At 53.8% G+C, this 23,732-nt stretch carries 22 protein-coding genes and 2 pseudogenes; 13 read left to right on the top strand and 11 right to left on the bottom strand.

What is annotated here, in order from left to right; genetic code table 11:
- Positions 1 to 97: 97 nt before the first annotated feature.
- The 3 genes and pseudogenes from EBB79_RS25235 (at position 98) to EBB79_RS09930 (ending at position 2,237) form a co-directional block, all read left to right on the top strand.
- A pseudogene (locus EBB79_RS25235) lies at positions 98 to 1,234 on the top strand (bifunctional 2-C-methyl-D-erythritol 4-phosphate cytidylyltransferase/2-C-methyl-D-erythritol 2,4-cyclodiphosphate synthase).
- Entirely contained in the window at positions 1,231 to 1,743 is a 513-nt protein-coding gene (locus tag EBB79_RS09935) for a phosphatidylglycerophosphatase A family protein (RefSeq protein ID WP_127748743.1), read from the top strand. The pseudogene EBB79_RS25235 and the gene EBB79_RS09935 overlap by 4 nt, the downstream one beginning before the upstream one ends.
- The gene (locus tag EBB79_RS09930; RefSeq protein WP_127748742.1) at positions 1,740 to 2,237 is read left to right on the top strand and encodes a CinA family protein; all 498 of its coding nucleotides are present in this window, start codon (positions 1,740 to 1,742) and stop codon (positions 2,235 to 2,237) included. Before EBB79_RS09935 ends, EBB79_RS09930 begins: the two co-directional genes overlap by 4 nt.
- A gap of 168 nt (positions 2,238 to 2,405) precedes the next feature.
- Here the strand turns inward: EBB79_RS09930 and EBB79_RS09925 are convergent, their stop codons facing one another.
- Positions 2,406 to 2,849 carry a type II toxin-antitoxin system RatA family toxin gene (locus tag EBB79_RS09925; protein ID WP_127748741.1) on the bottom strand — a complete coding sequence of 148 codons (444 nt, stop codon included), beginning with the start codon at positions 2,847 to 2,849 and terminating at the stop codon, positions 2,406 to 2,408.
- 73 nt (positions 2,850 to 2,922) lie between these two features.
- Here EBB79_RS09925 and hpt point away from each other — a divergent pair, with 73 nt between their 5' ends.
- Positions 2,923 to 3,471, top strand: a complete 549-nt coding sequence (hpt, locus tag EBB79_RS09920; protein ID WP_127748740.1) for a hypoxanthine phosphoribosyltransferase — start codon at positions 2,923 to 2,925, stop codon at positions 3,469 to 3,471.
- A 116-nt stretch (positions 3,472 to 3,587) separates the two neighbouring features.
- Here the strand turns inward: hpt and lipA are convergent, their stop codons facing one another.
- Positions 3,588 to 4,541, bottom strand: a complete 954-nt coding sequence (gene lipA / locus EBB79_RS09915; protein WP_127748739.1) for a lipoyl synthase — start codon at positions 4,539 to 4,541, stop codon at positions 3,588 to 3,590.
- A 425-nt stretch (positions 4,542 to 4,966) separates the two neighbouring features.
- On the opposite strand from lipA, the gene EBB79_RS09910 reads away from it, so the two are divergent.
- Positions 4,967 to 5,503 (top strand): peroxiredoxin, encoded by a 537-nt coding sequence (locus EBB79_RS09910; protein ID WP_127748738.1) that lies wholly within the window; start codon positions 4,967 to 4,969, stop codon positions 5,501 to 5,503.
- Positions 5,504 to 5,624: 121 nt separating this feature from the next.
- On the opposite strand, the gene EBB79_RS09905 is transcribed toward EBB79_RS09910, so the two are convergent.
- The gene (locus EBB79_RS09905; protein WP_127748737.1) at positions 5,625 to 6,695 is read right to left on the bottom strand and encodes a DUF6456 domain-containing protein; all 1,071 of its coding nucleotides are present in this window, start codon (positions 6,693 to 6,695) and stop codon (positions 5,625 to 5,627) included.
- A gap of 236 nt (positions 6,696 to 6,931) precedes the next feature.
- Between EBB79_RS09905 and EBB79_RS09900 the strand changes: the two genes are divergently transcribed.
- Positions 6,932 to 7,285: a DUF6477 family protein gene (locus tag EBB79_RS09900; protein WP_177627805.1), complete on the top strand. Its 354-nt coding sequence runs from the start codon at positions 6,932 to 6,934 to the stop codon at positions 7,283 to 7,285.
- 13 nt (positions 7,286 to 7,298) lie between these two features.
- On the opposite strand, the gene EBB79_RS09895 is transcribed toward EBB79_RS09900, so the two are convergent.
- The gene (locus EBB79_RS09895) at positions 7,299 to 8,843 is read right to left on the bottom strand and encodes a trimethylamine methyltransferase family protein (protein ID WP_127748736.1); all 1,545 of its coding nucleotides are present in this window, start codon (positions 8,841 to 8,843) and stop codon (positions 7,299 to 7,301) included.
- 273 nt (positions 8,844 to 9,116) lie between these two features.
- Here EBB79_RS09895 and guaA point away from each other — a divergent pair, with 273 nt between their 5' ends.
- From guaA to metA, 5 genes are all read left to right on the top strand, one after another.
- Positions 9,117 to 10,685 (top strand): glutamine-hydrolyzing GMP synthase, encoded by a 1,569-nt coding sequence (guaA, locus tag EBB79_RS09890; RefSeq protein WP_127750949.1) that lies wholly within the window; start codon positions 9,117 to 9,119, stop codon positions 10,683 to 10,685.
- A 145-nt stretch (positions 10,686 to 10,830) separates the two neighbouring features.
- Positions 10,831 to 11,718: a DMT family transporter gene (locus EBB79_RS09885; RefSeq protein ID WP_127748735.1), complete on the top strand. Its 888-nt coding sequence runs from the start codon at positions 10,831 to 10,833 to the stop codon at positions 11,716 to 11,718.
- Positions 11,719 to 11,845: 127 nt separating this feature from the next.
- Complete coding sequence (locus EBB79_RS09880; RefSeq protein ID WP_127748734.1) at positions 11,846 to 12,934, top strand: OmpP1/FadL family transporter; 1,089 nt, start codon at positions 11,846 to 11,848, stop codon at positions 12,932 to 12,934.
- 142 nt (positions 12,935 to 13,076) lie between these two features.
- Positions 13,077 to 13,952 (top strand): ATPase, encoded by an 876-nt coding sequence (locus EBB79_RS09875; RefSeq protein ID WP_127748733.1) that lies wholly within the window; start codon positions 13,077 to 13,079, stop codon positions 13,950 to 13,952.
- 46 nt (positions 13,953 to 13,998) lie between these two features.
- On the top strand, positions 13,999 to 14,937 hold the full coding sequence (metA, locus tag EBB79_RS09870) for a homoserine O-acetyltransferase MetA (protein WP_127748732.1): 939 nt from the start codon (positions 13,999 to 14,001) through the stop codon (positions 14,935 to 14,937).
- 57 nt (positions 14,938 to 14,994) lie between these two features.
- On the opposite strand, the gene EBB79_RS09865 is transcribed toward metA, so the two are convergent.
- The gene (locus EBB79_RS09865; RefSeq protein ID WP_127748731.1) at positions 14,995 to 15,561 is read right to left on the bottom strand and encodes an HNH endonuclease; all 567 of its coding nucleotides are present in this window, start codon (positions 15,559 to 15,561) and stop codon (positions 14,995 to 14,997) included.
- A complete protein-coding gene (locus EBB79_RS09860; protein WP_127748730.1) occupies positions 15,558 to 15,890 on the bottom strand; it encodes a hypothetical protein in 333 nt (110 codons plus the stop codon). The genes EBB79_RS09865 and EBB79_RS09860 overlap by 4 nt, the downstream gene beginning before the upstream one ends.
- 137 nt (positions 15,891 to 16,027) lie before the next feature.
- Between EBB79_RS09860 and EBB79_RS09855 the strand changes: the two genes are divergently transcribed.
- Positions 16,028 to 16,618 carry a pseudouridine synthase gene (locus tag EBB79_RS09855; protein ID WP_127748729.1) on the top strand — a complete coding sequence of 197 codons (591 nt, stop codon included), beginning with the start codon at positions 16,028 to 16,030 and terminating at the stop codon, positions 16,616 to 16,618.
- Positions 16,619 to 16,710: 92 nt separating this feature from the next.
- Here EBB79_RS09855 and EBB79_RS09850 read toward each other — a convergent pair whose 3' ends face one another.
- Together EBB79_RS09850 and EBB79_RS09845 are read right to left on the bottom strand one after the other, a co-directional pair.
- Positions 16,711 to 17,376, bottom strand: coding sequence for an alpha/beta hydrolase (locus EBB79_RS09850; protein WP_127748728.1), 666 nt, complete (start codon positions 17,374 to 17,376; stop codon positions 16,711 to 16,713).
- Positions 17,376 to 18,017, bottom strand: a complete 642-nt coding sequence (locus EBB79_RS09845) for a DNA-3-methyladenine glycosylase family protein (RefSeq protein ID WP_127748727.1) — start codon at positions 18,015 to 18,017, stop codon at positions 17,376 to 17,378. The genes EBB79_RS09850 and EBB79_RS09845 overlap by 1 nt, the downstream gene beginning before the upstream one ends.
- Positions 18,018 to 18,113: 96 nt before the next feature.
- On the opposite strand from EBB79_RS09845, the gene EBB79_RS09840 reads away from it, so the two are divergent.
- A complete protein-coding gene (locus EBB79_RS09840; RefSeq protein WP_127748726.1) occupies positions 18,114 to 19,331 on the top strand; it encodes an MFS transporter in 1,218 nt (405 codons plus the stop codon).
- Positions 19,332 to 19,384: 53 nt separating this feature from the next.
- On the opposite strand, the gene EBB79_RS09835 is transcribed toward EBB79_RS09840, so the two are convergent.
- The 3 genes and pseudogenes from EBB79_RS09835 to cysS form a co-directional block, all read right to left on the bottom strand.
- Entirely contained in the window at positions 19,385 to 20,161 is a 777-nt protein-coding gene (locus tag EBB79_RS09835) for a squalene/phytoene synthase family protein (protein WP_127748725.1), read from the bottom strand.
- A 49-nt stretch (positions 20,162 to 20,210) separates the two neighbouring features.
- Positions 20,211 to 21,830: a citramalate synthase gene (gene cimA, locus EBB79_RS09830; protein ID WP_127748724.1), complete on the bottom strand. Its 1,620-nt coding sequence runs from the start codon at positions 21,828 to 21,830 to the stop codon at positions 20,211 to 20,213.
- 260 nt (positions 21,831 to 22,090) lie between these two features.
- A pseudogene (gene cysS, locus EBB79_RS09825) lies at positions 22,091 to 23,509 on the bottom strand (cysteine--tRNA ligase); the annotation flags it as partial.
- Between the last annotated feature and the right edge of the window lie 223 nt (positions 23,510 to 23,732).

The following is a 23,732-nucleotide window of genomic DNA, read 5'->3' as shown; positions in this document are numbered from 1 at the left end:
CACGCAGAAGTTGCCTATATTTTAAGCACATCCTGACGGATGATTGCCTCACGTGACGTCACCACATAGACAACAGCCAATCACAGGAAGGATCTCCATGACCACTGCTGCCCTTATCGTTGCCGCCGGACGTGGACTCCGTGCAGGTGGAGGCCAACCTAAGCAATGGCGACAGCTAAGTGGAAAACGGGTCGCGGACTGGACGTTGGGCATTTTTATGCAGTCCAAGGTGGACCACATTGTTCTTGTGCTGTCACCTGACGACGAAGACATTTGGCAATCCTTTGCCTCGATACCCGGGATAATTCTTGTTCCGGGTGGACAAGATCGGGCCGGATCCGTCCTGAATGGGTTGCAAGCCTTAAGAGGCTATGATGTCAGCAAGGTCTTGATCCATGACGTCGCCCGCCCCTGTGTCAGCCTTCAGCTGATTGAATGCATTGTGACTGCATTGGACCATAATAATGCCGCCGCTCCAGCTGTCGCCGTGACAGACGCCTTATGGACGGGTGCCGACGGACAAGTTACCGGCACCCAGGACCGGACCGGGTTATTTGCTGCCCAAACACCACAGGGTTTCCATTACAATGCAATTCTCACCGCGCACCTGGCCCATCCCGGCGGTGCTGCAGATGACGTCGAGGTTGCCCGCGCCGCAGGGCTTGACGTCGCGATCATTCCGGGCGACCCAGACAACATAAAGATAACGACACCGGGCGATTTTGCCAGGGCTGAGCGAATTTTGGGGACGTAAATGGATATCAGACTGGGAAATGGCTATGATGTGCACCGCTTCGGACCTGGGGATCAGGTTACTCTATGTGGGGTAGAGGTTCCTTTTAACAAAGGGTTACAAGGCCATTCTGATGCGGATGTTGGGATGCATGCAATAACAGATGCTCTATACGGTGCCTTGGCACAGGGTGACATCGGCCAACATTTCCCCCCCTCTGATCCACAGTGGAAAAGTGCGGCAAGTGAGATTTTTTTGCGTCATGCCGTTGATCTGACCCGCGATCGGGGCTTTGTCATTTCCAACGTTGATTGCACGTTGGTCTGCGAATTTCCCAAAATTGGCCCACATGCTGAACGAATGCGGGCCGAGCTTTCGCGCATCCTGAATATTCAGATCGACCGCGTTTCGGTTAAGGCCACTACCTCCGAGAAACTTGGCTTCACAGGTCGTGGCGAAGGTATCGCCGCTTTGGCCACTGCCGCATTGGTGAAGATATGAACCGTTTAGCCCAATTGACCGCCACAGTTGGCGGAGTTGGATATCTCCGCCCAGCCCCAGGAACATGGGGATCTTTGGTCGCGCTGCCCCTGGCTTGGGCCTTTCACACGCTCGGCGGCCTGCCGCTTCTCGCTCTGGCAGTGGTGGGCACGTATATCAAAGGTATCTGGGCAACAAATGAAATGACACAAGGGTCCGACGACCATGACCCATCTGAAATTGTCATTGATGAAGTCGCCGGCCAGTTCATAGCGCTGCTACCTCTCAGTTATGCGTCTTGGATGCACGGCATTGATATCCTTGCAATGTGGCCAGGTTGGGTGGTGGCTTTTGGGCTGTTCCGCCTGTTTGACATTACCAAGCCAGGCCCAATTGGCCGTGCCGACCGACGCGGTGACGCTGTGGGGGTGATGCTGGATGATGTAATTGCCGGGATATTTGCTGCCATTGGTGTAATAGTTTGTGCGGGTCTTTGGCACGGAGTCCTGCAACCGATGTTTAACCAATGACCCCGGACCTAACGGACCTTATCGCCAAGGCAAAGGCCGCCAACGTGACCATTGCCGCCGCAGAAAGCTGCACTGGCGGTCTTGTCGCCGCCGCCTTAACCAACTGCCCTGGATCGTCAGTAGTTTTTGATCGCGGCTTTGTCACCTATTCCAATGCAGCCAAAGTTGAAATGTTGGGCGTGTCCGGCGCCACTATTTCGTCCTTTGGAGCCGTAAGCCGGGAAGTCGCTGAAGAGATGTCTCTCGGCGCACTCCGCAATTCTGACGCTACACTTGCAGTGTCAATTACAGGAATTGCCGGCCCCGGAGGATCAGATCACAAACCCGAAGGCCGGGTTTGTTTCAGCATCGCAGTATCTGATCAAGCCCCTACTTCGGAAACAGTTGAATTTGGCCCACTGGGCCGTTCAAACGTGCGCAAATCTGCTCAGGAACATGCCCTGACTCTCTTGTATCAGGCCGTGGTGGCCACCCAGGAAACGTTACAAAAATAGACCACTGACCCACGGCGACAGACAGGTGCTGATTTTATGCACTACGCCCTGCATTAAACCGACATGGTTTCAAAGTTTGAAAACCACACAGGGATATGCAAACGCGGTCAATCCAATTAGGCCAATGGGGGATTGTCAGATGCTGGGGTCGGGTCGGTAACCTATATCTTAACCGTAAAGATCACTGGCACGGTGTTCGAAGGCTCTCACAATTCGATGCATGGCCTCATTGAAAACCACGCCAATGATTCCCTGCAAAATTGCATTTTTGAATTCGAAATCAACAAAGAACGAGACTTCGCACCCATCCTTTGTGTCGACAAATGACCAAGTTGAAGTCAAATACCGGAATGGACCATCCAGATACTCGGTATCGATCTTTTGATCTTTTGAGTAAAGCGTGACCCTGCTGCCAAACCGCTCACGGAACACTTTGAACGAAATCACCAAATCTGCCTCCATGATCAAGGCATCACCTAACTCTGTGGTTCCGCGTATTCGCGCCGCGGAACACCATGGCAGAAATTTTGGGTATTGCCCAACGTCGGCCACCAGATCGTACATCTGTTGCGCCGTGAACGGCAAGTGACGGATTTCAGAATGTGTCGGCATGAGGGTTTGGAGTTTCCTACTATATTCATGGCGCGTATTGTCCTATGAAGACAAAAAATTCAAGAGGTCAACTATGTCACAGCGGCCATATGTCATTGATGTTATGATCAGTGCCAAGACCATTGCAGCCCGCATCGAAGAGTTATGCAGTGAAATCACTACAGAATTTGATGGGACCGACAAACTGATTGTAGTCGGGTTGTTGCGAGGGTCGTTTGTTTTCATCGCCGATCTCGTCCGGGAATTGGACCTGCCGATCGAGGTGGATTTCTTAGAGGCGTCTTCCTATGGAGACTCGATGGAAAGCAGTCGGGAAGTCCGAATTCTCAAGGATTTACGAGGCGCAATCGAAGGTCGCGATGTCTTGGTTGTCGAAGACATCGTTGATACCGGACATACTTTGAACCATGTCACCAAATTGTTGCAAAGTCGCAGCCCGAAGCGTCTGAAATCAATTGCACTTCTGGATAAACCCAGTCGTCGCGAAGTAGATTTCCGCTCCGATTGGATCGGATTTGAAATTCCAGACGAGTTCGTAGTCGGATATGGAATCGACTATGCGCAACGAAACCGGAATTTGCCCTATATCGGCACGGTTCGATTCACGGAAGAATCCGAATAACCTGTGATTCGATTACAGTTTCGGGTGCATCTTGCGCAATCCAACAGCAATATTTGCTTAGTCAGGGATCACACCAGAATGACGCAACTGACAAAGTTGCGCCATTTAAATATCAATCACACACTACCTAGCTTTTCCTGACGAGCAGCACGCAATCGGGCAAAATCATCCCCCGCGTGATAAGATGACCGCGTCAATGGCGTTGAAGACACCATCAAAAACCCCTTACCAAAAGCCGCCTTTTCATACGAGGCAAACTCTTCCGGGGTGACAAACCGATCAACTGCGTGATGTTTAGGTGTCGGCTGTAAATATTGGCCAATGGTCAGAAAATCGATATCGGCCATACGCATATCGTCCATAACCTGTCGCACCGATTGGGTGTCTTCACCCAGACCGACCATAATACCAGACTTGGTAAACATCGTCGGATCCATTTCTTTGACTCGCTGCAGCAACCGCAGAGAATGGAAATACCGGGCACCGGGGCGAACCTCAGGGTACAAACCTGGCACTGTTTCCAAGTTGTGGTTGAACACATCTGGCCGGGCCTCAACAACCACTTCCAGCACTGAGGGGTCACATTTGATGAAATCCGGTGTCAGAATTTCAATCGTAGTTTGCGGACTGCGGTGACGGATAGCCCGAATAGTTTGGGCGAAATGGTCCGCACCACCGTCGGTGATGTCATCACGGTCTACTGAGGTGACCACCACGTGATTCAACCCAAGCTTCTGCACGGCATGTGCTACACGGCCTGGCTCAAAGGCGTCTAAATCTTCGGGTGGTTTGCCTGTGGCAATGTTACAGAAAGTACAAGCACGGGTGCAGACCTCGCCCATGATCATCATGGTGGCATGTCCCTGAGACCAGCATTCACCGACATTCGGGCAACCAGCTTCCTCACAAACAGTCACTAACCCATTGTCACGCATGATTTTATGAGTTTCAGCATAGGCCTTACCGCCAGGCGCCTTTACCCGAATCCAACTTGGCTTTTTCGGTTGAGCATTGTCCGGACGGCGGGCTTTCTCAGGATGACGCTGTTCGGGGATTTTAAGATCTCTCACGCGGATGTCCTTTGTGGCAACTGTCATGACCGTGTTTAGCATGGATCAATGGCACCGAAATGATCCAAAATGCAATGCTGTATTGCACCTGTCACATGCCTGTACCTGTAAACCCCTTGCCAAACTGTTCTCGACACCCCGGATCTATGAATTTTCATCTGTCCTGGCTTGTCATCTAGGGGTTGTTCTTCAGTGGAAACATTTCACCAAAATAACAAAAGGCAAGGTCGAAAAATTCTCAACTTTGATCCAGTAACTGACGGTAGATAAACGTTAAATTGCAAATATGAATGCCAGGTAAAACGATGTGTACCTTGGCCATTGATGCGCGACATCGTCACATGCGGACTCTGATATTGCGGCGACTTTAGAATCATTTTAAGTCTGCAGCCAAACCGATCACCAACCAATCAGGAATGCTACCAATGAAAGCTGGCGTAAAACTGCCCGAAGTAACTTTCAACACCCGCGTGCGCGACGAATCCGTTGAAGGCCCCAACCCATTTCGTTGGGAAGACAAGACAACCACTGATTATTTCAGCGGTAAGCGCGTCGTCCTGTTCTCGCTGCCCGGTGCCTTTACGCCTACATGTTCGACCTACCAGCTTCCTGGCTTTGAAAACGGCTTTGCAGATTTTGGCGCCAAGGGAATCGATGCGATTTACTGCATGTCGGTAAACGACAGTTTTGTCATGAACAAATGGGCCGAGTCGCAAGACCTGCAGAACGTCGACGTAATCCCTGATGGTTCAGGTGAATTTACGCGCAAGATGGGCATGCTTGTGGCCAAGGATAACCTTGGGTTTGGCAATCGTTCCTGGCGTTATGCCGCCGTTGTAAACAATGGTGTGGTCGAAGCCTGGTTCGAAGAACCCGGGCTGGCAGATAACCACAGTGAAGATCCCTATGGCGTTTCGTCCCCAGAAACCGTTCTGACCTACCTGACAGAAACAGCAGCCTAATCCACCGTCTGCGCGTGGATTACTTAGATGCTAAATTGGGCTCGCCATTGGTGGGCCCTCTTTTTTTCAGCCTCAAAACCTGCCCCTCGATGTTCTGCGCATTTCCGCCCAAGTCCCTGCGTCAGCCAATCAGATCATCTGAACCGGATTGCCGGTCATAATGGGATTTCAGTTGTTGCAGGGCGATCCGTAAAACCACTTTGCCGGATCGCGCAGACCAACCTAATTGGCGCTCAGCGGCCTCCAGCCCCTCCAAGTGGCAGCAACACCGAAGCGCAATATCGCTCAACCCTGCCCCCAGATGGCTGAGAGCCCCTGTTGCTCGTTTCTTAGCCGCCGCGGACGGGTCAGATTTAATTGATGTGCCACATTGTTCATTGCTAAACTGATTTTGGCCTAATGCTAAGTGATTTCCTATTTGAGCCAACTCATAATCTTCCCGCAGTCGCTCCCCTGCCCCTACTAAATCTGCCGAAAGAAACGGCTTTCCGTCTCGGTCGTGCAATCTTGCCAAAGTGTCCAATGGGCTTTCGGCCAAGCCATATCTGATCCGCCTTGGGGTTTTGGATTCCGTTTTCATCCCCAGCGTCTGGCCCGAAAATACATTTTGCGCCTCAGAGAACCCTCCCGACTCTACCTGGGCAAGGTTTTCAGCTGCGGCCATCATGGTGCTCAGGGCACTACGCCCAGACGCAGTGATATGGTACCGGCTCAACCGCCCTGGGTTGCCGCAGCTGATCCAGTCGCGCAACGCCAGAACCTCGGCCAATCGACGATCAACAATAGTTTTACGGGCGGCATCAACATTTGTATCGCGAACGATAACTGCCTTCTCCATCCCCTCTGCCACAGCCAGGACTGCTCCGCTATGACACAGGCACCGTAAGATTCTAATCATATCTTGTTCAAAGCCGGCCTCACCAGCTTTAACATCTTCGAATAGGTTACAGTTCCGTACCGTGCCTTCTGACACTCCGTAGTGACAGGTTGCAAGATGTTGCAAGGCACCATCAACCAATGGATCATCGCGCCGCGTTTCGATCCGTCTCACCTGACGCAATACCGTAGAGGCATGGCAACCGGCAGTTCGGGCCAGTTGCCGTATAGATCGTCCGGCTTCGGTATGGTCTAAATAGTGGCAGGCTTCTTTGGGCACCCAACTCGGCAAGGGTGAAACTGGCTGTGTTTGCATTCTTTGATATCCCAACAGCAGGCAGTCAGGTCAGATCATCCACCGTTTATCCCCAGGTTTACCCACACGGTGTCCATGACCAGTCTATCCATTTCCAACAGTAATTTAATTCCCGTCATCTTTGTTTCCAAATGGTAAACAATAATAAATGCAGCGCTCGCATGTAAAGCTGCGCAGCAACACCCGCTAAAGATGTGTGATACTGTGGATAATTCCCACACAGAAAGGACCAGGAAATGCTGGATCTGATTGGTCGATTATCAACCTTGCATCGCCCGCGACTTCTCATCCGTGCTGCCCGCATTGGGGCCCGCGAATACTGCCGGGACCGTCACCTGCCACGCTTGTTAGGCTATGGCAGAATGCCCAAGTCTGCAGTCGCGGTATTGCAACTGATCGAGCAAGAACAACAGCTGAACGAAAGCCGCCTTAACAATGACCCCGGCTATCCCCTCATGCGCCATATCGAAGTGTTGATCGCATTGATGGCCGAGTCGCAGCTGTTGTCAGACAACAACCGCTTGCGATTGGATAAAAAAAGGGCGGCCACCGATATCGATAACCGCCCTGTTCCAAATCAACAGACTTAGTGCTGAGGTCGCGCTACGCAAACGCGTCAGACATCGACTCTTTCTTTTCGTTTACATAGGCCACCAGGGCTGCATGAATTTCCGGGTCAAGACTGGGGGCTTTGTAATGGGCGATCAAATGCGCCACCCGATCGCTGGCAATTGCCGTGGTATCGCGACCGCCGTCCTCATCCCAGGTCTCAAACGGCTTGTAATCAAAGACCTCAGATTTCCAGAACGCAGTCTTGAAATTGGCCTGTGTATGGGCACACCCAAGGTAATGCCCCCCAGGGCCAACTTCGCGGATTGCGTCCAGGGCCTGGTCGTCTTCCTCCATCGGCACGCCCTTGGCCAACCCATGCAAGGCCCCCAACTGATCCGCATCCATGACAAATTTCTCGAACGAGGCCACCAGCCCACCTTCAAGCCAACCACAGGAATGCAGCATAAAGTTGACACCTGACATCAGACCCATGTTCAGGCTATTTGCCGTCTCATATGCGGCCTGAGCATCTGGAATCTTTGAGCCACAGAACGATCCGGACGACCGGAATGGCAATCCTAATCGGCGCGCCAATTGACCTGCGCCATAAGTGACAAGCGAAGCTTCAGGTGTTCCAAAGGTCGGAGCCCCGGAATTCATATCGATCGAGCTGACAAAAGCACCAAAAATCACCGGTGCGCCAGGACGGATCAGCTGACTATAGGCGATCCCTGCCATGACCTCGGCCAAGACCTGGGTCAGTGTACCAGCCACCGAAACAGGCGCCATTGCCCCGCCAACAATGAACGGAGAAATGATGCAAGCCTGGTTGTTTTTGGCATAAACTTCCAACGCACCCATCATGACATCATCAAATGTCATCGGCGAGTTGATGTTGATCAACGACGTCATCACGGTGTTGTCCTGCACGAATTCTTTGCCAAAAAGAATTTCGCACATTTCGACACTGTCTTGCGCTCGTGTCGGGTCTGTCACCGATCCCATGAACGGTTTGTCCGACAATGTCATATGCGCAAACAACATATCCAAATGCCGTTTGTTCACCGGAACATCTGTTGGTTCACAAACTGTACCACCGGAATGGTGCAGCCATTTGGACATATAGGCCAGTTTAACAAATTTCTCGAAATCGGCCATAGTCGCATAGCGTCGGCCCCCTTCGACGTCCCGCACAAACGGAGGTCCATAGACCGGCGCGCACACCAGGTTCTTGCCGCCAATGACAACCGACTTTTCTGGGTTCCGGGCGTGCTGTGTAAACTCAGAAGGCGCCGTGGCGATCAGTTTCTTGGCCAGGCCACGTGGGATCCGGACCCTTTCGCCCTCGACCTCAGCCCCGGCGTCACGCCACCGCTGCAACGCCGCAGGGTTATCTACGAAATTCACACCGATTTCGGCGAGCACCGTTTCAGCATTGGTCTCGATCACATCGAGGGCCTCTTCACTCAATACCTCAAAATTTGGGATATTGCGCTGGATATACTTGGCCGTTTCGATTTTTACACTGGTCCGTTCAGCGCGGCGCGACGCCCCACCCCCTGAGCGGCTGCGTTTACGTGAAGTTGCTTCGGCCATGTTCTGTCCTTCATAGCAGGCGTTTTGTTGTCTTTATCTAACCCAAGGCTGCCAGACGCCGTCGAAGGATAACGGCCATTCAAGTTGAAAAGCGACATTCATCCTGGCTGCCTCGGCAACGTTCATCTTTTCGCAAATACTCCCCGGGGTGAATGGCCTTATCAGGCCAGAGGGGGCAGGCAGCCCCCTTCTTGTCGTCTCTCCCTGCACAACACTGTCTGTGTTGACGTAATTTTGCTTGCGAAATCCCGCCGTCTGTTCTATCGCGCCAGCATGAGCCAGACATCCCATGACCGCCTTCTCATCATCGACTTCGGCAGCCAGGTTACGCAGCTAATTGCGCGCCGCCTGCGTGAACTGAACGTCTATTGCGAAATTCACCCCTATCAGAACATCACGATGGCTTTTGTGCGCGATATGGCGCCCAAAGCAGTGATTTTCTCTGGCGGGCCTGACAGTGTGACCCGAGAGGGCAGCCCAAGGGTGCCACAAGAGATATTTGACTACGGCGTGCCCATTTTGGGCATTTGCTATGGTCAGCAGATGATGATGCAACAATTGGGCGGTCAGGTAGACAGCGGCCATGGAACTGCCGAATTTGGCCGTGCCTACGTCACGCCAACTGTGAAATCCTTGCCACTGCTCGACGGCTGGTTCGCTGACGACGCCGACCGCGAGCAAGTCTGGATGAGCCACGGTGACCATGTTAGTGAGATTGCGCCCGGATTTGAGGTCTATGGGACCTCTCCCAACGCGCCATACGCAATAACCGCCGACGCCGCGCGAAATTTCTATGCGGTGCAGTTCCACCCAGAAGTACACCACACACCCAACGGTGCCAAACTCTACGAAAACTTTGTGCGCTTGGCTGGTTTCACCGGCGACTGGACCATGGGTTTGTACCGCGAGCAGGCCATTGCGGCGATTCGCGAGCAAGTTGGCGACAAGAAAGTCATCTGCGGCCTGTCCGGTGGCGTCGACAGTTCGGTCACTGCCGTTTTGCTGCACGAGGCCATCGGCGATCAGTTGACTTGCGTCTTTGTTGATCACGGCCTGTTGCGCAAGGGCGAGTCGGACGAAGTCGTCGCCATGTTCCGCGACAACTACAATATGCAGTTCATCCATGCCGATGAACAGGATCTGTTCCTGGGTGAGTTGGACGGACAATCAGATCCGGAAACCAAGCGCAAGATTATCGGGCGGCTGTTCATCGACGTGTTCCAGAAGCACGCCAATTCCATCGACGGTGCCGAGTTCCTGGCTCAGGGGACATTGTATCCGGATGTCATTGAATCTGTCAGCTTCTCCGGTGGACCTTCGGTGACCATCAAATCGCACCACAACGTTGGTGGCCTACCGGAAAAAATGGGCCTTAAACTGGTCGAACCCCTGCGTGAACTGTTTAAAGATGAAGTGCGTGCTTTGGGTCGCGAGCTGGGCCTTCCGGCCAGCTTTATCGGCCGTCACCCCTTCCCCGGTCCCGGTCTTGCCATTCGATGCCCCGGCGAGATCACCCGTGAAAAGCTGGAAATCCTACGCGAGGCCGATGCGGTCTATATTGACCAGATTCGAAAACATGGGCTCTACGACGATATCTGGCAGGCCTTTGTAGCCATCCTGCCTGTTCGGACCGTTGGCGTGATGGGCGATGGACGCACCTATGATTTTGCCTGCGCGCTGCGGGCTGTGACGTCAGTAGATGGCATGACGGCCGACTACTATCCGTTCAGCCATGAATTTCTGGGTGAAACCGCAACGCGGATCATCAATGAAATCAAAGGCATCAACCGGGTAACTTACGACATCACCTCGAAACCTCCGGGTACGATTGAATGGGAATAACCCATCTTTAAATGTTAAGTTAAACAGCCCGCAGCGCCGTCGTTGCGGGCTGTTTTGTATCTGCATGGGCTCATCCTGCCTGCCTGCTTGACGGCACTCAAAATATAACGCTTCCTCGCCGTTACGACAGCTAAGGAACCAAAACATGTCAGACCAACCGGCCCAGATCGGACGCGCAGCACTGTGGATGATGGGGGCCATCGCATCGTTTTCTGCGATGGCTATTGCCGGACGTGAAGTCAGCTTTGCTTTGGATACATTTGAAATCATGATGTATCGCAGCGTGGTCGGTGTCCTGGTTGTCGCCATCGTGCTAACGGCCACCGGTAAATGGGCTCAGGTGTCTAGACAACGACTGGGCATTCACTTGATCCGCAATGCTGCGCATTTCACTGGACAGAATCTGTGGTTCTTTGCGGTGACCGTTATCCCCTTGGCGCAAGTTTTTGCATTGGAGTTCACCTCCCCGCTTTGGGTTATTCTGATGGCGCCCTTCTTGTTGGGAGAACGGCTGACACGCACCCGCAGCCTGGCAGCGTTTGGCGGTTTCATCGGCATCTTGATTGTAACCCGACCAAGCCCGGAAACCATCAATATTGGTGTCATCACCGCTGCATCCTCGGCGATTTTCTTTGCCTTAACCAGCATTCTGACCAAACGTCTGACCCGGAAGGAACATGTGGGATCAATCCTGTTCTGGCTTACCACCATGCAACTGGTCATGGGCATCCTGATCGCTGGCTATGATGGCGACGTTACCTTACCCGACCCCACAACCGCCCCCTGGCTGATTTTAATTGGCGTCGCAGGGCTAACCGCACATTTCTGCCTGACCAACGCGCTTGCCGTCGCGCCGGCAACAGTTGTCGTACCAATTGATTTCACCCGACTGCCGGTCATCGCGGTTCTAGGCATGCTCATTTACAACGAACCACTAAATATTTGGGTCCTGTGTGGCGCAATTGTCATATTCACTGCTAACTACCTGAATATCATAGATGCTAAGGCACCAAATACTGAGCGCGCAACCTGAACTTTGCCACTAAATTTCAAGTGCGCCGCAAGGCTTCCGTGTCGTAATCATTGATCTGACAATTTGATATTGATTAGCATATCGACAGAATAGTGAATGAGGCAGGCTTCGGTCTGAGGGAGAAACAATGAATAAATATATTGCAACGTCAGCCATGCTGGCGCTGGTATCGGGCGGAGCATCCGCAGGTGGCATCGACCGCTCGGGACAAACACTCGGTGCGCTATTCGAAGAGGGCAACTATGTTGAACTCTCATTTGGTAGCATTTCGCCAGATGTTTCAGGCACCGCAATTGGCACGGGTTCTGGCGACATGGCGAGCCGGTACTCTCAGTTTGGTGGCGCATACAAACGGGACATCAACGACCAGTTGAGCTTTGCATTGATCTTCGATCAACCGTTTGGGGCAAATGTCGACTACCCTACCGGTACAGGCTATGTGTTTTCGGGTGCGACGGCCGAGTTGACGACAAATGCGCTAACTGGGATCCTGCGCTATAAAATGGATAACGGCTTTAGTGTACATGGTGGGGTTAGACTTCAGACACTGGAAGCAAACGTAGGGATACCGGCAGTCGCATCCTATACCGGAGTTGGAGAACGCGACGAGAGCTTTGGTTATCTGGTTGGTGCTGCTTACGAGAAACCCGAAATTGCCATGCGAATTGCTCTTACCTACTTTTCAAAAATCAAACATGACTTTGCAACTACAGAAACTTATGCCGGAGGAACTGTCGACTCAGTCACCTCAACTGAGACCCCGCAGTCCGTCAACCTTGACTTCCAAACTGGCATAGCCGAGGGCACCTTGCTTTTTGGTGGTGTACGGTGGGTGGAATGGTCCGAGTTTGATATCTCGCCGCTCCTTTATACCGGAACGTTGGTTGGCTCCCCTCTGGTTTCGTTCAGTGACGATACATTCACCTATACGATTGGCGTTGGACGCAAGTTGACGGAAACCCTGTCTGGTTCATTTGCCGTCAGCTACGAAGACACAAAGGGAGGCTATGTCTCCAACCTGGGTCCAACAAGTGGTCGGCTTGGCGCAACTCTTGGCCTGCGCTATACCAAGGATAACATGGTCATATCTGGCGGTCTCAACTACACGCGCGTTGGCAGTGCCAGTACCGTTGTTAGCTCGTCGCCGTTCTTGACATCGTCGTTCACCGACAACTCTTCGATCGGTGCAGGTATCAAAGTCGGGTACCACTTCTAATCAAAACTACGACAATACAACTGACGCCTCGCGATTCATCGCGGGGCGTTTGGGTTTGCCGACAGATCAATAGACTGCATTTGATTGACCCTGCGCTCTGCACTGGCTAGCAAGGCTGGACACTACAGGGATCCCGGCCACCATGCTTTACTCTTCCGCACAGGACTGGCGCGATGCGCCGCACAAACGGGTGCTGTTTTTTGGCATGTCCGGTCTGGGCAAGACCCATGTCAGCAACATGCTGCGCGATGGCGGCCAGTGGTTTCACTATTCCATCGATTACCGCATTGGCACCCGCTATATGGGCGAATACATCGCTGATAATGCTAAGGCCGAAGCGATGAAAGTCCCGTTCCTGCGCGATCTTCTATTGTCAGATTCAATCTACATCGGCTCCAATATCAGCTTTGAGAACCTCGCCCCGGTGGCCAGCTATCTGGGCAAACCCGGGTCATTGGCTAAGGGAGGCCTGGAGATCGACGAATACCGCCGCCGTCAGGAACAATTCCGGTTGGCCGAGATCCACGCCCTTTTGGATACCGAGTATTTCGTCGACCGGGCTCAGCGGCTCTATGGTTATGACAATTTCATCTGCGATACGGGTGGGTCGATCTGCGAGTGGGTCGATGCCGATGATCCCAAAGATCCGGTGCTAACCGAGCTGTCCAATCGGGCCTTGATGGTCTGGATCAAAGGCGATGACGCCCATACCAAAGAGCTGGTGCGTCGCTTTGATCGTGCCCCGAAGCCCATGTCATATCAACCCGCATTCCTTACAAGAGTTTGGGATGAATATTTGAATGAAAACAACATTTCAGAGAGTGATGTTAACCCCGATGAGTTCATTCGCTGGACCTATGCTCAGGCCCTGGCCCATCGGCAACCGCGCTATGCTGCGATGGCCAAAAACTGGGGCGTCACGGTCACGGCCGACCAAATCGCCGCGGCCACGGATCAAGACCGGTTTACCGACCTGATCGCAGGCGCAATTGACACCGCCCTTGAGTCCCGCACCTAAAGCCCCTATCTCCCACAGTCCCTGATCCAGAGTTTGAGACCCTGATATGCCTATCAAAATCCCGTCTGACCTGCCCGCCTTTGACGTTCTCACGAACGAAGGTGTGATGGTGATGTCGCCGGATCAGGCGGCACGTCAGGATATCCGCCCCTTGCGCATCGCCCTGCTCAACCTGATGCCCAAGAAGATCCAGACCGAGAACCAGTTTGCGCGTCTGATTGGCGCAACACCTCTGCAGATTGATCTGACCCTGATCCGGATGAGCGAGCACCGCACCCGCAACACCGCGGCTGAACATATGGCGGAATTCTACCTGCCGTTCTCAGAAGTGCGCGACAGGAAGTTTGACGGGCTGATTATCACTGGCGCCCCAATCGAGCATCTGGATTTTGCCGACGTCACCTATTGGCAGGAAATGTGCGAGGTTTTCGAATGGACCCAAACCAATGTGCATTCCACCTTTGGTGTCTGTTGGGGTGGAATGGCGATGATCAATCATTTCCACGGTATTCAGAAACACATTCTGCCGCACAAGGCCTTTGGGTGTTTCCGACAGCAAAATATGGATCCGGCCTCGCCTTACTTGCGCGGTTTTTCGGATGAATTTGTGATTCCTGTGTCGCGCTGGACCGAGATGCGCCAACACGAGGTGGATCATCACCCTGCACTGAGAACATTATTGGGAAGTGCCGAAGTTGGGCCCTGCCTGATCGAGGATCCGGCACACCGGGCGTTGTATATTTTCAATCACTTTGAGTATGACAGCAGCAGCCTCAAGCAAGAGTACGACCGTGATGTTGCCGAAGGTACGCCAATCAACGTGCCGGACAATTACTATCCGGACGACGATCCAAACCAGAAACCGCTCAATCGCTGGCGCAGCCACGCGCATCTTCTCTATGGGAACTGGATCAACGAGATCTACGAAACGACGCCCTATGACATCGAGAAAATCGGGCAGGAAGTCACAGATCTGCGGGCCTGAGTCACCTTTGTACAACCTTGCCCCACTGCTTTTGCAAAGGGTCAAGGCAAAGGCCTGTCACCCCTCCAACTCGGCTCCCCAGTACAAATAGTCCATCCAGGTCTGGTGTAATCCCCCTGCGGCCAGGGGCTGGCGTCGGGCTGCAGCGTCCAGTTGGCGGGCTGTGGGTTCAAACGGTTGCCGCAACAAACGCATGCCAGCCTGCTTTGGTGTTCTGTTGGCCTTTCGCAAATTGTCCGTCTCGCAGGAGGCCACGATATTGGACCAAACCGAGCCGCCGCCCTTGCTGCGTGGAACCACGTGATCGAATGTCAGATCCTTTGCCTGAAACCGTTTTCCACAATATTGGCATTTGAACTCGTCGCGCAGAAACAAATTGTAACGGGTAAAGCCGACCGTTCTTCGTTTGTGATAACTCCTTAGCGCCACCACTGCAGGGACTTCGAATGACTGCGTTGCCGAATGCACGATTATGTCGTCGTAGGTCTTAATCTGAAGCACCCGGTCTTGATGCACTGCGACAAATGCACTTTGCCAATTCCAAACAGACAGCGGCGCCCAGCTGAGCGGTTGCATGTTGGCGTTCAATACCAGCGTCCGCAAAGAGCCAACAGCTTGGTTCATGCGATCACCTCCCCTGAATTAGCGAAGCCCATTAGCCTTGGTCTGGCTGTTCTTCTGGCAGCAGGTTGCATACTTAAACGCATAGAAATCCAATCTCGTAAAAACGAATAAAAGCGCGTGAGGTCCACGCGCTTTTCAAAAATCTTGACGTCTGTTGGCCCTGACACCGTCTGTATTCGAATGACGGAACTGGGGCTTCGCACCACTTCGTGATACTCGATCACGACAGTAATGCGCTCAAATTCGGCCTTAAACGCGCCCATCTGTAACGTCATCCTAGCCATAACTTTCCATGTCCTGGCACCTAAGCTGGGGAACAGTTCCATCATAAGACTAACTATATATCGTGGTTCAAACCTGACAAGCCCTCTGTTTCCACTATATCTCGAGCACAATTGTCTGACCCATAACAACATCCCCGTGATACAGCCCTTGCTTTGAGCGCACGCGCCTTTTATGGGCGGGCATGACCCAATTGATCCGCTTCAACAAACCCTTTGATGTTCTTCCGCAATTCACTGATCGCGGCACCGAGGGCACCCCACGTCGCACTCTCAGCGATTTCATCGACCTGCCCGGCGTCTACCCAGCAGGTCGATTGGACCGCGACAGCGAAGGCTTGATGCTGCTGACAGACGATGGCGGGTTGCAGGCGCGGGTATCAGACCCGAAACATAAAATGGCCAAGACCTATTGGGTTCAGGTCGAAGGCAGACCCGATACAGCAGCGGTGACAGCTTTGGCACAGGGGGTTACGCTTAAGGATGGGCTCACGAGACCGGCAAAGGCACGCATTATGTCTGAGCCTCCGGAACTTTGGCCCCGGGTGCCGCCCATTCGTGTCCGCAAAAACATTCCTGACACCTGGATCGAGTTGACGATCCGCGAAGGTCGCAATCGTCAGGTACGGCGCATGACAGCCGCTGTGGGTCACCCGACGCTGCGCCTAATCCGCTGGCGTATTGGCGATTGGACCCTGGACGGGCTGCAGCCGGGCACATGGCAAGACGCCCCCGCACCGGCATCTTCCGGCCCTTCCCGGGGGCGGCGTAGATAGCCGGTCATCCCGCCAAACATTATCAATGGTCTCACATTGATCATCTAATCCGCCAGGGTCTCCCCTGACGGTTCATATCTCTTGAGTTCAGGCTACAGCCCCAGTTTGTCACGCATGAACGCCAAGGCAACGCTTAGCCCGTCCTGGGCAATTCCGTGTCCGGTTCCCTTTTGGATATGGGCAAAGACATCCTGAAACCCGGCCTCTTGCAGGGCTTCAGCGGCGGCGGGCAAGGATTGCGGCGGCACCACGTCGTCTTCGTCGCCATGCACCAGCAGGATCGACATCTTGCTGACCACCTCGTCCTTAAGTGTCTCGGGAGATAGCAGACGTCCCGAAAAGGCCACGACACCGGCAACTGCATCTTCGCGACGTGGCGCAACATGCAGGCTCATCATCGAGCCCTGGCTGAAGCCAAACAACACCACCTGCTCGGGCAGAACGTCCTCGTCCACCATCAATGCGTCAAGAAAGGCGTTCAGATCCGCAATGGCCGACTGCATGCCGCGTTCGGATTCTTCTTCGGATGATCCATCAATCCAAGGGATCGGAAACCACTGATAGCCCATCGGCGATCCCGCACAGCGTTCCGGCGCATCAGGCGCCACAAACAGAGTGTCCGGCAAATGCTCGCTCAGCGGGTCTGCAAGCCCAAGTAGGTCAGCCCCATTGGCCCCATAGCCATGCAAGAACACCACAACAGATCGGGTTGTCCCCGATAGCGGTTCTTTGCGTTCTGCGGTTAATACACGAGTCATCAGATCCCTTCCCTGGATTTTGCTACATGGTAATAGGAAAACAACAGACGCGCTGCAACCGACCTCCATGGGGACCAATTCTCGGCCATTTTGCGCAGCTCGCGTTCCTTGGGTCTGTCGGGCAATTCAAACAGAATGCGCACCGCCTCTTGCAGGGCCAGGTCACCCGGTGCAAAGACATCCGCGCGGCCAAGAGAGAACATAGCATATATTTCCGCAGTCCAGGCCCCGATGCCCTGAACCTGCACAAGGGTCTTGATGACCTCGCTATTCGAAGCGCTCCTCAAGGCATTGAAATCAATCGGTGAACCAGCCAAGGCGCGAGCATATTTGACCTTTTGTCGGCTCAAACCAATGGCGCGCAGGTCATCATCACTGGCAGCTTGCACAATGGTCGGATCCGTCATCTGAGCATCCTTCATGCGCCCCCAGATTGCGCGCGCTGAAGCCACACTGACCTGTTGACTGACAATCGCAGACAACAATTCGCCAAACCCATCCGGCTTGCGACGCAGCGGCAATGGTCCGGTTAATTGAAGCGCAGCTGAAAATCGCGGCTCGTGGGCAGCTAACCAGGCGGCCCCTTCCGCTACGCAGGAATCATCTGTAATAATTCTTCCAACATGCTGATCTGACGTCACGTCACTCTCCTGTAACTCCAACTTGTGCAGATTACCCGCACTATCCGGCGCCGCAAGCCGCTTGTAACCGGCAATGTTCGCAGCTACGCATTCCAAATGACTATTAGTATGACCACTCACGACGACGGTGTCGCCAAACGAAATGTTGCCATTCTGGTGATGGCGCAGGCCTTTCTTGGCTCGCAAATGCCAATCATCTTTACGATCGGCGGTCTGGCCGGGCAATCGCTGGCCTCCAATGCCTGCTTTGCGACCTTGCCTATATCGCTGATCGTGCTGGGTTCCATGCTGTCTGCCACGCCCATTTCGGCCATTATGCAAAAATGGGGCCGCAGGTTTGGCTTTATGGTTGGTGCCATGGGCGGCGCGACAGGTGCTCTCGTCGGAGCCTATGGTCTGTATCTCGGATCTTTCCCCATCTTTTTGGCCGGTAGTTTCCTAACCGGCATCTACATGAGCGCCCAGGGCTTCTATCGCTTTGCCGCCGCAGACACCGCCAGTGAAAATTTCCGCCCCAAAGCAATTTCCTATGTCATGGCGGGTGGATTGCTATCTGCTCTTATTGGTCGACAACTTGTTCAATCAACTAGCGATGCTTTTGTGATCCCTTTTCTGGGAGCGTATATGGCGGTGATTGCCATAAACATCGTCGGCGCACTGCTGTTCCTGTTTCTCGACATTCCCAAGCCCGCTGCTCCTAATGAAAACACGCCACGTGGTCGCACGCGTTGGGAGCTTCTAAAAACTCCCCGTATCGCTGTGGCCGTGATCTGTGCGATGGTCTCTTACGCGCTGATGAACCTTGTTATGACGTCCACACCATTGGCCGTTGTGGGCTGTGGTTTCACCCAGAACAATGCCTCAGACGTTGTCACTCTGCACGTGTTGGCCATGTATATCCCGTCTTTCTTCACTGGCCATTTGATCGTGCGCTTTGGTGTTGAAAAGGTCGTGGGCGCTGGCCTCGCCATCCTGGCCGGAGCCGGAGCCGTGGCGTTGCAGGGGGTCGAATTGGAGAACTTCTTTGTCGCCCTCATCCTGCTGGGACTCGGCTGGAACTTTGGTTTCATCGGCGCCACCACCATGCTGGCCGGAGCCCATGAACCGCATGAACGTGGCCGCATGCAGGGCCTCAACGATCTGTTGGTGTTTGGTGGCGTAACCTTCGCCTCGCTGTCGTCTGGCGGTTTGATGAACTGTTCGGGCGGCAATCCTATCGAGGGCTGGAACGCCGTCAACATGGCCATGGCCCCATTTCTGGTGCTTGCCGGTGGTGCCTTGCTGTGGCTCACCCTGCGCCCAAAAACAGCTTGATACAACATGGCAGGATACCGCCGGATTTGGCGTTACCCTTTATTATGATCGATCTACCAACGCCCCAAGGCAGACCGCCAAATCAACCCCGCACGTCGGCGAAACTCGCTTTGACCCAAGGCGCCCTGAGCCACCCTCTCAGGCTCGCGGATGGCCTGGCGTAAAATCGCCTCAGCCTGCCATCCTGCCAACAATGCAACGCCGGCATCGGTTGAAATCCGCCCACCGTTGGAGCGAGCATTTAACATTCTATCCAAAGCCTTACGGGCCAAACCTGTTACGCCCTCCCGTGTTCCATCCAGCAGAGGAATCCGTTTATGGGCCTCCAGTTCGGGAATAGCCTGCAACCAATTGGCGACTCCCACACCATAGGCAAAATCGCGCACCACACGCTCGTCTGCTGCGCCCAATGAGGCGGCAGCCATCCACATCAATCCGCCCGATGTCGCATCAATATGGGAGTCAAACTCTGCCTCATCCGAAAAGGGGTCCCGGTAGATATCCCAGCGCCGCGCCTCAGCCATGGCATCAATCACGGTCGCCAGTTCTGGTCGCAAAAGTCGCGCCAGCGGGGTTGCCACAAAATGTCGGCGCACCGGTTTACCAGCGGCGATCTCGGCCCCCAGATCCCGCCACCACTGCAACCGCATCTCGGCAATTATGTTTTCACTGCTGGCCCAGGGTGCGCGCGACAGCTCTACGTTGAATGCATACAGTGTAAACAACACTTCGCGCGCCGCGACCGGCGCAGCCATCACCGCCTGAAACCGATCCACATCACCTTTTTGCACCAGCTCAGCACAAGACTGCAGGTCGCCATCAAAACCCATCCATGTATTCCTTAATCCCGGTCACTACTTGCGAAATAATAGAGGGCCATCACTTTTCTTTGTCATCATGGATCAGCTTCCATCGGATCGCATCCAACAGCGCCTCAAACGAGGCATCTATTATGTTCGGACTAACACCCACCGTTGACCAGCGTCGGCCAGTGGCGTCTTCACTGTCGATAATCACCCGAGTGACCGCTTCAGTACCGCCCTGGGTGATGCGTACCTTAAAGTCGACCAGATGCATGTCAGCCAGCACTTGCGAATACCGGCCCAGGTCCTTGATCAGGGCCTTTGTCAGCGCGTTGACCGGTCCTCGGTCGCCGCCGGTTTCGTCCACGGATTCACTCACCGAAAGCCGCTTTTCGCCGTCAACTTTGACAACAACCACCGCCTCGGACAGGCTGACCATCTTGTTGTACTTGTTCTTGCGCCGTTCAACTGTGACTTTGTACCGCTTAACCTCAAAAAAGTCAGGCAGTTGCCCCAATTCTTCCCGTGCCAGCAGCTCAAAACTACCCTGTGCAGTATCATAGGAATACCCCTCGTCCTCGCGAATTTTGATCTGCTCCAGAATTCGACTCAACGCCGGATCGCCTTTATCGACGCTCAGCCCCGCCTCGGTCAGCCGTCGGCGCAGATTACTTTGGCCGGCTTGGTTTGACATTGGAATGATGCGGGCGTTGCCCACCTGCTGGGGCTCAATATGTTCATAGGTGCTAGGATCCTTTAGGATCGCACTGGCATGCAGCCCGGCCTTATGCGCAAAGGCCGAGGCCCCCACATACGGCGCCTGTCGCATCGGCACCCGGTTTAGAATATCGTCCAGCATCCGGCTGACCTGCGTCAGACCGGCAAGCGCCTCTTGGCTGACCCCGATGTCAAACAAAATGGCGTAGGGCTCTTTCAACAGCAGTGTCGGGATCAAGGTGGTCAGATTGGCATTGCCACAGCGTTCGCCCAGCCCGTTCAATGTACCCTGCAACTGGCGCGCACCTGCATCGATCGCCGCAAGCGAACAGGCCACAGCATTTTCTGTATCGTTATGAGTATGGATGCCCAGTTGATCTCCGGGCAGGCCCGCCGCAATCACTTCGCCGACAATACGCCCAACTTCGCTGGGCAAGGCGCCGCCATTGGTGTCGCACAAAACCACCCAACGCGCCCCTGCATCCAGTGCCGCCCGGCAGGCGGCAAGCGCATAATCGGGGTTGTCCTTGTAGCCGTCAAAGAAGTGCTCCGCATCATACAGTGCCTCCCGCCCCTGCGCTACGATATGCGCGATCGAGGCCCGGATGTTTTCCAGATTTTCCTCCAGCGTGATCCCGAGCGCGGCGGTCACGTGGTAGTCATGCGCCTTGCCCACCAGACAAACAGACTGCGTTCCGGCATTCATCACCGCCGCCAGCACCTCGTCATTCCCGGCTGAGCGCCCGGCCCGTTTGGTCATACCAAAAGCAGTCAGGCGCGCCTTGGTTTTAGGCGCCTCATCAAAAAACGCACTATCGGTAGGATTGGCCCCAGGCCAGCCACCCTCGATATAGTCCAGTCCCAATGTATCCAGCGCCTCGGCGATCTGGATTTTTTCCGGCGTCGAGAACTGTACACCCTGGGTCTGCTGCCCATCGCGCAGGGTGGTGTCGTAGAGGTAGAGGCGTTGTTTGGTCATGCGATAGCCTCCAACTTGGCCTTGAGTTCCTCTAACTTTCTCTCAACAAATTCAGTTTTGGGCTTTGAGCGCCAAGCCGGAGATAGATCGAGGTTAGATGGATCTGAAAAATGCACGCCTGCAAGTTCAGCTTCTTTCAAAGCTAGGGTAAGTTCGTCGTTGTTTCGCCCTTCTGACGCTAAACGCACCCTGTGAAAGTAGGGAAGTGAATCCAATTCATCCTTTTCGATTGAAAAAGTCGGGCCTTCAGTTGTATCAACTACCCTTACCCCTGCTTCTTTAAAGCCACCACGAATTGCATCTGCCACTTCCCACTTCTTTTCTGTGCGAGCTGTTTTTCTCATCTCCAAGAGCTGGTGAATTAGGTACTCAAAGCGAGATGTCGTGATTTCAACTTGACCAACCTTCCCCACCGCAGGATTCAACGAGTCGACTGAAATCATAGTTTTCTTCCAATCCCAATCGCCAAGACCCTCAGTCAGCAACCCCAACAAGCGCGCAGAAGCGAGGAAGTTGCTTAAAAGACCAGCATGTAGATCGACCGGACTATTCTTCACATCCCCTTGCCTTGAGATCATTCTTTCCATTTTTCGTAGCTCGGCAATCGCTCCAGCGGTATTGATATCATCCGACAGAGCATCGACAACCGCGGCAGCAGCGTTGGCTGCGGGTTCGATGCCCGCTGTCAACGCCCGCCACTTGCGCAGCGTCGCCTCGGCTTCCTTTGCTTTTTTGTCAGTCCAATCCATCGGTTTTCGATAATGTGTCGACAAAAACACAAATCTGATCACCTCACCCGGCACGCCCTGTTCCAGTAAGTCTCTGACGGTAAAGAAATTTCCCAGGCTCTTGGACATCTTCTTGCCCTCAACCTGCAGCATCTCATTGTGTAGCCACACTTTTGCAAAACTATCGTCGCCATTTGCGCAGCAGCTTTGCGCAATTTCATTTTCATGGTGTGGGAACATCAGGTCATTGCCGCCGCCGTGGATGTCGAACGTATCCCCCAGCAGCTCAAACGACATCGCGGAACATTCGATATGCCAACCCGGACGCCCCCGTCCCCAGGGGCTGTCCCATCCCGGTTGCGTGTCGTCTGACGGTTTCCACAGAACAAAATCCATCGGATTGCGCTTATACGGCGCCACCTCAACCCGGGCACCGGCAATCATGTCATCAACTGAGCGTCCGGACAGCTTGCCATAACCCTCTTTCCAGCTGTCGACAGCAAACAGCACATGCCCTTCGGCGGCATAGGCATGGCCCTTGTCGATCAGGGCCTCTGTCATTGACACCATCTGCGGTATGTATTGCGTCGCGCGGGGCATATGGTCAGGTTCAAGGGCCCCCAAAGCACCCATATCATCGAGAAACCACTGAATGGTTTCATCGGTGATCACCTCAATATCTCGGCCACTGTCGGCAGCCCGTTTGTTGATCTTGTCGTCTACATCGGTGAAATTACGCGCATAGGTCACCCGCTCTGATCCATAGGTCAAACGGAGCAAGCGGTTCAGCACATCAAACACCACCACAGGGCGCGCATTGCCCAGATGGGCGCGGTCATAAACTGTCGGACCACAGACATACATCCGCACGTTGTCCGGATCGATCGGAGTAAAGACCTCTTTGCGGCGGGTCTTGGTATTGTGCAGTTTGATCACGATGTCAGGTGTCATGACAGCTCCTAAGGTTGGTACAGGGATGTACCTTGCGCGCGGCGCGGGCTTAGCAGAATGTCAGATGGATAGAAACGACAGATACCGGCCCGCTGGTTTGGTCAGCAGGGAATGCAGCAGATGATAATGGTGCAGGTCTGTTTCATACGCCGTGATTAACACGAGATCACGCCTTCGCCAAGCCTGTTCTTAACTGCGGTCAATCGCAATCAAATACACACAT

The organism is Parasedimentitalea marina, from assembly GCF_004006175.1.
In the GTDB taxonomy this organism is placed as follows: Bacteria; Pseudomonadota; Alphaproteobacteria; order Rhodobacterales; family Rhodobacteraceae; genus Parasedimentitalea; species Parasedimentitalea marina.
This window is presented reverse-complemented; position numbering and strand designations above follow the sequence as displayed.